At 62.1% G+C, this 11,776-nt stretch carries 12 protein-coding genes; 6 read left to right on the plus strand and 6 right to left on the minus strand.

Features of this window, described 5'->3' with window-relative positions:
• Positions 1–23: 23 nt before the first annotated feature.
• A complete protein-coding gene (locus O1W68_RS10325) occupies positions 24–422 on the minus strand; it encodes a DoxX family protein (RefSeq protein ID WP_269303296.1) in 399 nt (132 codons plus the stop codon).
• Between the two features lie 110 nt (positions 423–532).
• Between O1W68_RS10325 and O1W68_RS10330 the strand changes: the two genes are divergently transcribed.
• Entirely contained in the window at positions 533–1,600 is a 1,068-nt protein-coding gene (locus O1W68_RS10330) for a potassium channel family protein (protein WP_269303299.1), read from the plus strand.
• Positions 1,601–1,695: 95 nt separating this feature from the next.
• The gene (gene nudC / locus O1W68_RS10335; RefSeq protein WP_269303301.1) at positions 1,696–2,598 is read left to right on the plus strand and encodes an NAD(+) diphosphatase; all 903 of its coding nucleotides are present in this window, start codon (positions 1,696–1,698) and stop codon (positions 2,596–2,598) included.
• A 19-nt stretch (positions 2,599–2,617) separates the two neighbouring features.
• On the opposite strand, the gene O1W68_RS10340 is transcribed toward nudC, so the two are convergent.
• The gene (locus O1W68_RS10340) at positions 2,618–2,875 is read right to left on the minus strand and encodes a mycoredoxin (protein WP_269303303.1); all 258 of its coding nucleotides are present in this window, start codon (positions 2,873–2,875) and stop codon (positions 2,618–2,620) included.
• 102 nt (positions 2,876–2,977) lie between these two features.
• Between O1W68_RS10340 and O1W68_RS10345 the strand changes: the two genes are divergently transcribed.
• The 3 genes from O1W68_RS10345 (at position 2,978) to O1W68_RS10355 (ending at position 6,065) form a co-directional block, all read left to right on the plus strand.
• Positions 2,978–5,104: an ATP-dependent DNA helicase UvrD2 gene (locus O1W68_RS10345; protein ID WP_269303730.1), complete on the plus strand. Its 2,127-nt coding sequence runs from the start codon at positions 2,978–2,980 to the stop codon at positions 5,102–5,104.
• Positions 5,105–5,261: 157 nt separating this feature from the next.
• A complete protein-coding gene (locus O1W68_RS10350; protein WP_269303305.1) occupies positions 5,262–5,519 on the plus strand; it encodes a hypothetical protein in 258 nt (85 codons plus the stop codon).
• Positions 5,520–5,786: 267 nt separating this feature from the next.
• Positions 5,787–6,065, plus strand: coding sequence for a WhiB family transcriptional regulator (locus O1W68_RS10355; protein WP_269303731.1), 279 nt, complete (start codon positions 5,787–5,789; stop codon positions 6,063–6,065).
• A 37-nt stretch (positions 6,066–6,102) separates the two neighbouring features.
• On the opposite strand, the gene O1W68_RS10360 is transcribed toward O1W68_RS10355, so the two are convergent.
• The 3 genes from O1W68_RS10360 to O1W68_RS10370 all read right to left on the minus strand — a co-directional run bounded on the left by O1W68_RS10360 (position 6,103) and on the right by O1W68_RS10370 (position 9,888).
• On the minus strand, positions 6,103–7,440 hold the full coding sequence (locus O1W68_RS10360) for an ABC1 kinase family protein (RefSeq protein ID WP_269303307.1): 1,338 nt from the start codon (positions 7,438–7,440) through the stop codon (positions 6,103–6,105).
• 65 nt (positions 7,441–7,505) lie between these two features.
• Positions 7,506–8,366, minus strand: coding sequence for a TOMM precursor leader peptide-binding protein (locus tag O1W68_RS10365; protein WP_269303309.1), 861 nt, complete (start codon positions 8,364–8,366; stop codon positions 7,506–7,508).
• 160 nt (positions 8,367–8,526) lie between these two features.
• On the minus strand, positions 8,527–9,888 hold the full coding sequence (locus O1W68_RS10370) for a zinc-dependent metalloprotease (RefSeq protein WP_269303311.1): 1,362 nt from the start codon (positions 9,886–9,888) through the stop codon (positions 8,527–8,529).
• Positions 9,889–10,029: 141 nt separating this feature from the next.
• Between O1W68_RS10370 and O1W68_RS10375 the strand changes: the two genes are divergently transcribed.
• Positions 10,030–11,052 (plus strand): YlbL family protein, encoded by a 1,023-nt coding sequence (locus O1W68_RS10375; protein ID WP_269303313.1) that lies wholly within the window; start codon positions 10,030–10,032, stop codon positions 11,050–11,052.
• A gap of 39 nt (positions 11,053–11,091) precedes the next feature.
• On the opposite strand, the gene O1W68_RS10380 is transcribed toward O1W68_RS10375, so the two are convergent.
• Positions 11,092–11,697, minus strand: a complete 606-nt coding sequence (locus O1W68_RS10380; protein ID WP_269303732.1) for a PPA1309 family protein — start codon at positions 11,695–11,697, stop codon at positions 11,092–11,094.
• Positions 11,698–11,776: the final 79 nt, after the last annotated feature.

Raw genomic sequence — 11,776 nt, forward strand, 5'->3', positions numbered from 1 at the left:
TTTCCGAGTCGACCTAGGATGCGTTACGGCGTGCCTCCAGGGCTGTTACGACGTGCCTCGAGGGCTTGGGTCACCAACGGTATTTGAAGGGGAAGCCGGGCTATCAAAGCAGCCTTGACGACGGGAGAAGTCTTCGAATTACGGACATACCGTCGTGCAAGGTCGATATTCGCGGGGAATACGGCTACGAAGAGCGCGGCGGCCAGTGCACCCCCGAGACGTCTGGTCCGTGGCACCGCAAGCGTCGCAGCGACGGCGAGTTCGGCTACGCCGGATACCTGGGTGTAGGTCCGTGCTTTGCCCGGCAATGCGGCAGGCACCTGAATGTCGAAGTACTGGGGTGTGGCGAAGTGGAGAACGCCCGCGCCGCCCAATATCACTGCGAGGCGGACTGCTGCAGCCTGGCTTTTGTGCTCGCTCATGGGTATACCGTGCCACATGGGTATCGGTGAAACTCTCGGCAGCGGTACTACGGAGCGCTCGAACAGGGTTACGCTGCCAGCCGTGGATGATATCGACATAGGTGGCCGACGTGGCAGGTAGGTTACGAGCGCGTTTGACCGCCGGGGACACGTTAACCGACAGACCCGACTTTGCACTCGTGGGTGTGCTCCGGGTGCCCGAGCTACAGAGCAGCCCATGGCGGGCGATCTATCGACGAATTCTCGTCGCGCTCGGTGCGTTGCTCTTGGCAGCGTTGATCGTGTATTTCGATCGCGACGGATATCAAGACGCGCAGGGCGACGAACTTTCGTTCCTGGACTCTCTCTATTACGCAACCGTCTCGCTCTCCACGACCGGCTACGGCGATATCACCCCGATCACGCCTTCGGCTCGATTGGTGAACATTCTCGTCATCACCCCGCTCCGAATCTTCTTCCTCATCTTGTTGGTCGGCACGACACTCGCAGTACTCACCGAGCGCTCCCGACAGGCATTCAAAATTCAGCGTTGGAGGCACAAAGTGCGCAATCACACCGTGGTCATCGGCTTCGGAACCAAGGGCCGCACGGCTGTGGACGCCATGCTGGGTGACGGTGTTCCTGCGTCGGAGATCGTGGTCGTCGATACCGATCCAGCTGTGCTGGAATCTGCGTCGAGCATGGGGCTGGTGACCGTGCACGGTTCGGCTACCAAGTCCGATGTTCTGCGCTTGACCGGTGCACAGCACGCAGCCGCGATCATCGTCGCCACCAACCGGGACGATACCGCGGTCCTGGTCACACTGACCGCGCGAGAGATTGCCCCCAAAGCGAAGATAGTCGCGGCGATCAGGGAAGCCGAGAACACCCACCTGCTGCGGCAATCCGGTGCAGACTCGGTGGTCGTGTCCTCCGAGACTGCGGGCCGGCTGCTGGGAATCGCTACGACGACGCCGAACGTCGTGGAAATGATCGAGGATCTTCTGACTCCCGAGGCGGGCTTTGCCATCGCCGAACGCGAAGTCGAACGCGACGAAGTCGGGGGTTCTCCTCGCCACCTGACCGACATAGTTCTGGGGGTTGTCCGTAGCGGCAAGCTCTTCCGTGTCGGATCGCCCGAGGTCGATGCAGTCGAGGCGACCGACCGGCTGCTCTACATTCGTCGTGTCGGAGACTGACGACGGGATGTGGAGGAGACGAGCCTGCGCTGGCCCGGTGTAGTCGCTCCGGTCCTACGGCCGGGTCCGATGCCCTCCACGATAGTGTCGTGGTTGTGCCACGATTCGAACTTGCTCAACCTCCGCTTCTGTCACGGTCGCCGCTCGATCGGGCGGAGGAGTCGAGAAAAGATACCGAAGCTCTACGGGCGGGCTGGCCGACGGCGAAAGTCGTTCAGATCGATCACCGAGGTCGGCTCCGAATCGACGCAGCAGGCCTCGTCTACACACCTGCCTCCGAGGTTGCGGCCGAGCCTGCGTTGGATGCGGTATTTCTCGGAGTTCGAGACGGCCACCATCTTTGGGCTCAGCGCGTAGGCGCTTTGAGCGGAGAGTTGGGGGATCTACGAGCAATTGGAGAACGTCTCGACGAGATCGAGTTGTCGATTCTCACCACGGCGCTCGCCATCCTCAATTGGCACGCCCGAGCCAGCTTCAGCGCCATCGACGGGGCGGCGACCACACCGTCGGCCGCAGGATGGTCGAGGACGAGCACGTCCGATGGCCACGAGGAGTTTCCTCGCACGGACCCCGCGGTCATCTGTCTGGTTCACGACGGCGCAGACCGGGTCCTCCTAGCTCGCGCACCGACATGGCCCGAGCGAAGGTTTTCCATTCTGGCGGGATTCGTCGAGGCGGGCGAGTCTCTGGAAACATGTGTCGTCCGCGAGATCGCCGAAGAAGTCGGCATCACCGTGTCCGAAATCACCTACCTGGGAAGTCAGCCGTGGCCGTTTCCCCGGTCGGTGATGATCGGCTTCTCGGCAGTCGGCAACCCGGAAGTACCCCTGCAATTTCTGGACGGCGAAATTGTAGAGGCCCACTGGTTCGATCGCGAGGAAGTGCGAGCGGCTCTGAAATTGGGGGATTGGGCAGCAGAGTCCGATTCACGGTTGCTGCTTCCCGGATCGATCTCCATCGCACGCGGAATGCTCGAGGCCTGGGCCGCTGTCGATTAGCGGTCCCGGCCGGGAGGCCTTACATCGACAAAGCGCTCTTCACTGCCGCGAGTGAGGGATTGGTTGCAGTCGTGCCGTCGGCGAACAGGACGGTGGGGACGATGTGGTTGCCTCCGTTGACACTGCCCACGAACTCGGCCGACGTCGGATCCTGCTCGATGTCTATCTCCTTGTACTCGATACCGGCTTCGTCCAGTTGAGTCTTGAGCCTGCGGCAGTAGCCACACCACGTCGTGGAGTAGACGGTGAGTGCGGCCTGATTTTCGGAAGTAGTCACGAGAAGATTCAACACTGTCCGGTGTGCGATTGTTCCATGGCAGTAGGCGGGTAACCGGCATCCGGAACCGCGCTCCATGAACCGTCGGTGCCTCCTGACATGATGGTCGGCATGCCAGTGGACTCGATGATCGCCGGGTTGGATCCCGAACAGTCTGCTGCCGTGTCGGCGCCACGTGGCCCCGTGTGTGTCCTGGCGGGTGCAGGAACAGGTAAGACTCGGACCATAACCAGGCGGATTGCGCACCTGGTCTCTGCCGGGCACGTCTCGGCGGGCCAGGTGCTTGCGGTGACCTTCACAGCACGCGCGGCAGGCGAGATGCGTGGCCGACTCCGCGAGTTGGGGGTCGGTGGCGAAGGTCCACCGGTGCAAGCGCGGACCTTTCACGCTGCCGCGCTCAGACAGCTCAAATACTTCTGGCCGCAAGTTGTCGGCGACACCGGTTGGCAACTGCTCGATCGTAAGTTCGCACTTGTGAGCCAGTCCGCCCATCGTGCGGGTGTATCGACGTCCACCGATTCGATCAGGGACCTGGCGGGTGAAATCGAGTGGGCCAAAGGTTCGCTCGTTGCACCCGAGGACTATCCCGCGGTAGCGGCACGTCTGCATCGAGAAGTTCCCATGGATGCGTCGAAGGTCGCCTCGGTCTACGCCGGCTACGAGGACCTGAAAACTCACGGCGGCGACGGCATGTTGCTCGATTTCGACGATCTGCTGTTGCACACCGCGGCTGCTCTCGAGGAGCACTCCGCGGTCGCCGACGAATTTCGCGAGAGATACCGGTGCTTCGTGGTGGACGAGTATCAGGACGTGACGCCGCTTCAGCAGCGAGTTCTCGACGCTTGGCTCGGAGAACGTGACGATCTCACCGTCGTCGGAGATGCAAATCAGACAATCTATTCGTTCACCGGTGCAACCCCGCGCTACCTCCTCGACTTCTCCCGACGTTTTCCCGACGCCACAGTCGTCCGACTCGAGCGCGACTACCGGTCGACACCTGAGGTCGTGTCGTTGGCCAACCGAGTCATCGGCGCAGCGAGAGGCCGCATCGCCGGCACTCGGTTGCAGTTGATCGGGCAGCGCCCGTCAGGGCCGGAACCAGAGTTCTTCGAATACGACGACGAGCCGGCCGAGGCCGATGGAGTCGCCCGCGCTGTGAAGAGATTGATTTCGTCGGGCGTGGCACCTTCGGAGATCGCGGTGTTATATCGGATCAACGCTCAATCGGAGGTTCACGAACAGGCGTTGACGGAAATGAAGATCCCGTACCAGGTTCGGGGCGGCGAAGGATTTTTCAACAGACCTGAAGTTCGCCAGGGTATCTCCGCTTTGAGGACAGCATCGGGTCGAGACGATCTGCCGATGGAGTCCAAGTCTGGTAAGGGTGTGCCCTCACTCGTGCGCGCTGTTCTCGCCCCGCTCGGTCTGACCACAACGGAACCAGCAGGTGCTCAGGCGCGTGAGAAATGGGCTTCGCTCGGCGGTCTTGTTCAGGTGACCGAGGAGTTGCTGGCGCAGGATCCCGAACTGGACCTCGATCGTCTCTTGGGTGAACTCGCAGCGCGTGCCGAGGCGCGGCATCCACCGGTTGTACAGGGCGTCACCCTTGCCTCCCTGCACGCAGCGAAGGGGCTCGAGTGGGACGCAGTGTTCCTCGTCGGACTTGCGGACGGAACGCTTCCCATCTCGCACGCGCTGGGCAATGATCCGAGTTCGAACAACGATGCTGCCATCGAAGAGGAGCGGCGACTCCTCTACGTCGGTGTCACGCGCGCGAGGGAGCATCTTCACTTGTCGTGGGCGTTGGCCCGCAACGAGGGCGGACGGAAGTCGCGTCGTCGATCTCGCTTTCTCAACGGGTTGATTCCGGAGGACTCACCCGCGTCTCGGATTGCAGTACCCGCTACCAAGAAATCCGGCCCCAAGTGTCGTCTGTGTGGAAAACCGTTGATCGGTTCCGCCGCAACGATGTTGGGTAGATGTGAAATCCATCCGTCGGATGTCGATGTCGAACTTCTCGACGCGTTGAAGTCGTGGCGACTGGACAAGTCCCGCGAGTTGAAGGTGCCCGCATACGTTGTGTTCAGTGACACGACTTTGACGGCGATCGCAGAACAGCTTCCACAGGACGATCGCGGTCTCGTCGCGATCCCCGGCATCGGCGCCAAGAAGCTCGAGCGGTTCGGTGAGGATGTGCTGACGGTGGTTCGTGATTCCTCGGCCAAGTAGGTCGGGTCGCGACCGCAGAACTGCAGGTAGAAAATAGCTTGTGCCATTCGAAGCGTGGGGTTTAGTCTGTTTCCACCGCCCGTGGTAGGCCGCGAGCGGGAAGAATATTGACTTGGTGAATGAATTATCCATTGGTCGAAGAGGAGGTGGGAGAACGATGACGAATCACATTGTCGTTGCTGATGACACGCACGCTGTTCAGTCCGTGCCTATGGCTTGTGTTTCTGCCTACCTCGCTGCTGCCGATGCATCCGCCGGTGCCGGTGCCACCCCGGCGGGAATCGACACGATTGCCGCGAACTGGCCAGCCCAGGCCTGGGGCGCAGCAGTACGCCCCGCAGGCGCGGCAGCATTTCATCGCCGAGCACAGAGTGTGTCCGTGAGCGAAGGTCGATATCGAGGAAAGCCTCGATAGGAACGCTTCGAGAATCGCCTTCCAAAGGCCACGGACCCGCTCATGCGGACCGTGGCCATTTTTGTTCGAGAAGACCCCCTCCTGACTCGAACGTTCGGCCCAGGGTTCGCACAGAAGTCGCAGAACCGCACATACGCCGTACGAAAAGTAGAGGAGAATGACGTGTCTACCGTCATAACCCGGACGACATGCCGATACGAGGTCGAGAGTTCGACCGATTCACATCCGAGCGCAGCACGTATCGCTGCGTCACCGCAGCAACCAGCGATATCGACCAATAACGGCATTGTCTTCGGAGTCGAAGTACCCTGCCGGGCAGACGATCCCGACTTGTGGTTCGCGGAAAGTCCGCATGAACTGGAGCGAGCCAAAGAGCTGTGCGTCGAGTGCCCAATCCGCCGCATGTGTTTGAGTGCCGCACTCGATCGCGCCGAGCCGTGGGGCGTGTGGGGCGGCGAAATACTTGATCAGGGTGTCGTCATTGCCCGCAAACGTCCGCGTGGCCGGCCGCGGAAAGACAGGAGCAATCAGCTGGAGGTTGCGTGAGATCGGTATGTGATGCCCGGCTTTTGCGTCGGTCCGATCAGCCTTCGCTCGACCGAGCGTCGTCGTCGTCGGTGAAGCCGGGCATCCATTCGGTCAAGATCGACATGTAGGGCGCGTACGCGTCCAATTGTGCACAGATACCCACCAGGCCACCGAGAACGCGGAAGATCATGATGTATTCGGCAGGCATATTCAGTGCGCGAACAGTTTTGAGCTGGGCACTGTCGAATTCAGCTGCAGAACCTGCTGCCTTCTGAAGCCAAGCGCGCGTGAAGTGGAATGTATCGGTGCGAATCGGATCCGTGAACGGCCGTAAATAGTCCGATATTTCCGTCGCGGTCACAGTGCGCCCGGGAATGACGAATCCATTGTCGGTACACAGTTCGACCAACTCGTCGAATCGTTCTTCGCGCGCCAACCGCACCATCCTGCCCAGCACCGGCGGCAACCCGTTGGGCATCGGGGCGGTCGCACCGAAGTCGATGACGCCGAGTCGACCGTCGGGCAGCAGCATGAAGTTTCCGGGATGTGGATCGGCGTGCAGCAGACCTGCCCTTGCCGGAGCCGCAAAAGCGAACAATGCCAGCAGTGCTCCTGCATCGTTCCGCTGTTCCGCTGTTCCGCTTGCGATGATGGTGGCCAGTGGTGTGCCGCTCATCCACTCGCTGACCAGGACTTTCGGTGCGCTGGCCACGACGCGGGGTACCGCGAATTGTGGGTCGCCGTCGAACTCTTGCGCGAAAGCCCGCTGGTTCGACGCCTCGATACGGTAGTCGAGTTCGTCCTCGGTCCGAGCTATCAATTCTTCGAGCACGGGTTTGACGTCCGCACCGGTGAAGATGGCGCTGAATGTGTTGGCAAAACGCGACAATGTTTTCAGGTCGGCACGCAGAGCGTCGTCTGCGCCTGGGTACTGAACCTTGACCGCGACGTCTCGTCCGTCGGACCAGACCGCCCGGTGAACCTGTCCGATGCTCGCCGAGGCCACCGGAGTGTCGTCGAAAGAAACGAAACGGGATCGCCACGTGGTTCCGAGCTGCCGGTCGAGCATCCGATGCACTTTGTCTGCGGGTAGGGGCGGTGCATCCGCCTGGAGCTTGGTGAGCGCCTCGCGATACGGCTCAGCGAACTCCTCCGGGACGGCGGCCTCCATCACGCTGAGCGCCTGCCCGAACTTCATTGCGCCACCTTTGAGTTCACCGAGCACCGAGAAGAGTTGCTCGGCTGCTTTGGCAGCAAGCGCGCTGTCGATCTCTTGGCGATTGCCGCCGGCAAGCTTCTTCCCGAAGCCCACCGCAGCCCGCCCGGCGATACCGATCGGAATTCGTGCGAGCTTGGCAGTTCGGGCTGAGCCGCGGCGAGGAATGTCTGACACCTACCCATCATGGCTGAACGAAGAACTTCTTGCCCACCTAGCAGGTGAGAGCACACATGTGACTGCTATACGAGGGCGCAGTCGCATCCTGGATGCCGAACCCAGTGGCGGGAGTCCATGGTGTGAGCCACGAGATCGAGCTCCAACGACCTGTCCCGTAACGCCGCCTCATGCCCGGCGACGAAAGCTTCGATCTGGGCGAGCGCAACGGCAGCCGTTGCCAGGACGGTGGGCTTGGTGGCTTCACCGACACGACCGAGCAGTTGTGCCGAGACGTGCGGCCACTGTGGATCCAAGCTGCAGCGAATCAACTCCGCGCACCGAAGGCAACTGGTGTTGCCGGGGTCGACGAACGGACCGACGATCCCCTTGCCGTCGCGGATTCGGACCTGAAGGTGTGGAGTGCGTGAACGCACGAGCGAAGTGATCACGCGTGGATCGGGTGCCATATCGTCGGCGAGCACGGCGATGTCGCAGGGCCATCCGGCGTCGTCCACTGTCAGCAACTGTGCAGGCGCGAGACTCGAACGCACGACGACGAGGGCGGACGAAGGGGTCAGACCCGAGGCCAAGGCGTCCGACAGTGGTCCTCGTCCGAGTATATGGACGGTGACCACACCGGTTGGAGCTCCGTTGGTCGACGGAAGGACTCCCTCGCTCAGTAGCCCGGCCTCGTTGAGTTCGGCGAGGAGAGTGGACATCGAATTGCCAGTCAATCCCACTGTGCACCCGAACCACACCACGTGTGCACGGGAATGGGCGCCGTCGAGCTGGCCGAGGATATCGAGCAGGACCTTCGGTTCGACCCCGGGTGGGGGAGTGAGGATGTACGACCGGTCGGGATCCCAACCGACACGAACGGTCCCGTCCCGTTGTACGAACGCCGATACACGAAGCTTCGGTCGACGGATCGCTGATCTGCTCATGAATCGAAACGATGACAGCCCTAACGGTCCCACTACGTCGCGAACCGTCGGTTATCCACAGGCTGCAAACGTGCTGAACAGCGAATAGAGCAAAAAACTGGGTGGATCGAAGATTTTCGATCCACCCAGTTCCCGGTCGCGTTTTTCCCGGCGTCTGTTTCTAGGAGGACTTGTCGCCGTCCCTCTTTTCACGTTCGGATCGTTCCTGCGCCTCGGTAGCTTCGAGTTGTGCGATCGGGTCGTCGAAACTGCTCGATCCGCCGCCCACAACGCCGTCGATGAATCCGGCGGGATCATCGAGATCCGCCGATACAGGCAGCAGATCGGGGTGAGACCACACACCGTCGCGTCCATCGATGCCGGCCGCGGCGGTGAGTCGACGCCACAGCTCGCTCGCCTCGCGAACCTTGCGGGGGCGCAACTCGAGACCGACCAATGTTGCGAAGGTTTGTTCAGCCGGTCCACCCGATGCACGACGCCGTCGAATGGTCTCGCCGAGCGCACCCGCGCCCGGAAGCCTCTCGCCGAGTGCTTCACCTACGACGGTCTCGACCCAGCCCTCGACCAGCGCCAGCATGGTCTCGAGGCGTTCGAGCGCGTGCTTCTGCTCAGGCGTCGTCTGTGGCTCGAACGCGCCTTGCTGCAGAATCTCTTCGATCTTCGACGGATCGGTGAGGGATGCGGGGTCGAGGCCTGCCGCTGCCTCCTCGATTGCCGAGAAGTCCATCCGAATACCCCGGGCATACTCTTCCACCGTGGCGAGCACGCGCTGCCGCAACCACGGAATATGGCTGTACAACCGGTGATGGGCAGCTTCGCGGGCAGCCAGGAACACGAGAACTTCGCGGTCGGGTTGTTCCAGACCTTCGGAGAACGCCGCGATGGCCTCCGGCAATAACGCTCCGACTCCGCTCGGTCCGAGCGGAAGGCCGATATCGGTAGAGGTCAGCACTTCTTTGGAGAGCTGGCCGAGAGCCTGACCCAGTTGAGACCCGAACGCCATCCCACCCATTTGGGTCAGCATGCCCATCATCGGCCCGGCCGCCTGCTGAGCCTCACTTGGAAGACCGGAAGTCCACATTCCGGAGATCTGCTCTGCGACTGGATCGCACAACCGCTTCCAGGTTTCTATGGTGTTGTCGAGCCAATCGCCGGGAGTCCACGCAAGTGTCTTGCTCGCCCCGGCAGGAAGCGTCGTAGCGCCGTCGAGCCAGAGTTCGGCGAGGTGCGCGGCGTCCGCGACTGCCTCGGACTTACCCGCAGCCACCGGCGTGATCGTGCCGATCTGCTGACGAGCGAGCTGCAAAGCCAGGTCGTAGTTCACCGGCCCCGCATTCGCGCCTCCCTGTCCTTGGGCGCCCATTCCACTCAGCATCTGCCCGAACTGGGTAAGCATCTGGCCCAGGGCCGCGGGGTCGAAACCCTCACTGCCGAATCCGAAGCCGCCGGGCGTACTGTTTCCGCCCTGATCCTTCTTCTTGTCCGGATCCTCGTCGGAGCTTTCGAAACCAAAATTGCTCATGGGTCAACGGTACAAGGCTGCAGCGCTCGAGGGTATCAACGGTGATCACGCTGTCGGCGAACACGCGCCCTTGGTCGCCGAGAATGCGGAAAGGAGGGGTCTCGCACCGGCCGTCGTTCGATCGGTTCTACTGTTTGTCGGGTGAATCGTAGGATCGCTACTCTGGTCGCCGCACTCGTGCCCGTTGTCGTACTCGGCGTCGCGGGGACGGTCGTCACCGTTCCGTTCGCCGCGCTCGGTCCGGGGCCCACTTACAACACCCTCGGTGATGCAGACGGGGTGCCTGTAGTCGAGATCGACGGCGTGGGAGTAGACCCCACCACCGGGCATCTGAACATGACCACCGTCGCGGTGCGCGATCAATTGAACATCTTCGAGGCGTTCGGCTACTGGGTAAGTGGACGGCAGGGACTTGTGCCGCGCGAAGAGGTGTATCCACCGGACAAGACGAAGGAAGAAGTTCAGCAGAGTAACGAGGCGGATTTCGAGCAGTCGGAGGCCAGCGCAGAACTCGCTGCGCTGCACCACCTGGGGTTGCCTGTGGTGCTGACGGTCGGATCGGTCGCCGCCGACGGGCCGGCGGCCGGGAAGCTGACCGAAGGTGAAGGCCTGATCTCGATCGACGGTGTGCCCGCCGACACCGTTGCGGGGGTTCGTGACGCCGTCAGTGCTCGAGCACCCGGTGCCGTCATCGAGATCGTCGTGTCGAACGAGGACGGCGAACGAACCGAATCCGTGACGTTGGGGGCTCGACCGGACGACCCGGAAAAGGGGTATCTCGGTGTCACACCGGCCGAGAAACCCGATGTCCCGTTCACCGTGAAGTTCAACCTGGCGGACGTCGGCGGACCCTCTGCCGGACTGATGTTCAGTCTCGCGGTGGTCGACAAGCTCAGCCCCGGCGAACTGAGCAACGGTGACTTCGTGGCAGGCACCGGCACCATCGATGCCGCCGGGACGGTTGGACCGATCGGCGGCATCCCGTACAAGCTGATCGCCGCAAGAGAAGCTGGTGCGACGACATTCCTGGTTCCGTCGAGCAACTGCGACGAGGCCGAACAGAACGTCCCCGATGGCCTCCGGCTGGTCAGGGTCGACTCGCTCGACGGCGCTATCGAGTCACTGCAGGCGATCGGCGACGGGGGAGACGCACCTACCTGCTGAACGAGGCCGGCTGGTCCAGTTCAGTTTTCGTCGACAGGTTCAGTCCTCTTCCACATTGTCGAATGTCGTGTACAACGCGTGCACGACATTGGGCGCGAGGTTGTCGTAGAGGAGCAGTTCGATCGGGGCGAAGGGGTCGGCGTCGTCGTCAGGCTGCAGCTGCAGCAGCGTCAACGTGGGGCCGTCCTTGATCACTGCGGCGATGAGCCGGCCGTCCTTGCGATCGGGGTGGGTCCGAGCGGCGAGCCGCGCTGCCTCGTCTGCTGCGTCACTGTTCGCGAGCAACGGCACGAGTGCTTCGTCGAGCGCTGATTCAGCCGCGGGTGGTAGCACGACGATCTCTTGGACGAGTGCGCATCCGACGACTCCCTCCGGCCAGCTGGTCGTGGCTAGAAACTCGTCCAGTGCCGGCGAACCGCCCTTGATGTCATCGGGAAGCGAATGCTGCTGAATGGGAGTGAGCGCCGAACCACCGGCCAGTTCTTCCAATAGTCCAGGCTCTGCGGCCGCCAATACCGAGGTCGGGACCAGCGCGAACAGTTGCGGTGGCTGTCCCCACCCTTCGGCATCGACGAAATCTGCCACTTCGTGCGCGCATCGCGCCAGTGCGGCACCCAGCTCTTCGGGGTCGTTTTCGTGGTCTATGCCGTCGCCGTACAGGTCGTCGCTGAAATCGCTCACGTGTTCATCCTCCCACCGAACAGAAAATGCACCTCGCAGGGCT

The sequence above is a fragment of the Rhodococcus sp. H36-A4 genome, from assembly GCF_027158005.1.
GTDB lineage: Bacteria > Actinomycetota > Actinomycetes > Mycobacteriales > Mycobacteriaceae > Rhodococcoides.

Bases quoted from the DNA above. Each gene is read 5' to 3' on its own strand.
- O1W68_RS10325 (WP_269303296.1), bottom strand. From the start codon at position 422: ATGAGCGAGCACAAAAGCCAGGCTGCAGCAGTCCGCCTCGCAGTGATA.
- O1W68_RS10345 (WP_269303730.1), top strand. From the start codon at position 2,978: ATGGTCGGCATGCCAGTGGACTCGATGATCGCCGGGTTGGATCCCGAA.
- O1W68_RS10350 (WP_269303305.1), top strand. From the start codon at position 5,262: ATGACGAATCACATTGTCGTTGCTGATGACACGCACGCTGTTCAGTCC.
- O1W68_RS10365 (WP_269303309.1), bottom strand. From the start codon at position 8,366: ATGAGCAGATCAGCGATCCGTCGACCGAAGCTTCGTGTATCGGCGTTC.
- O1W68_RS10370 (WP_269303311.1), bottom strand. From the start codon at position 9,888: ATGAGCAATTTTGGTTTCGAAAGCTCCGACGAGGATCCGGACAAGAAG.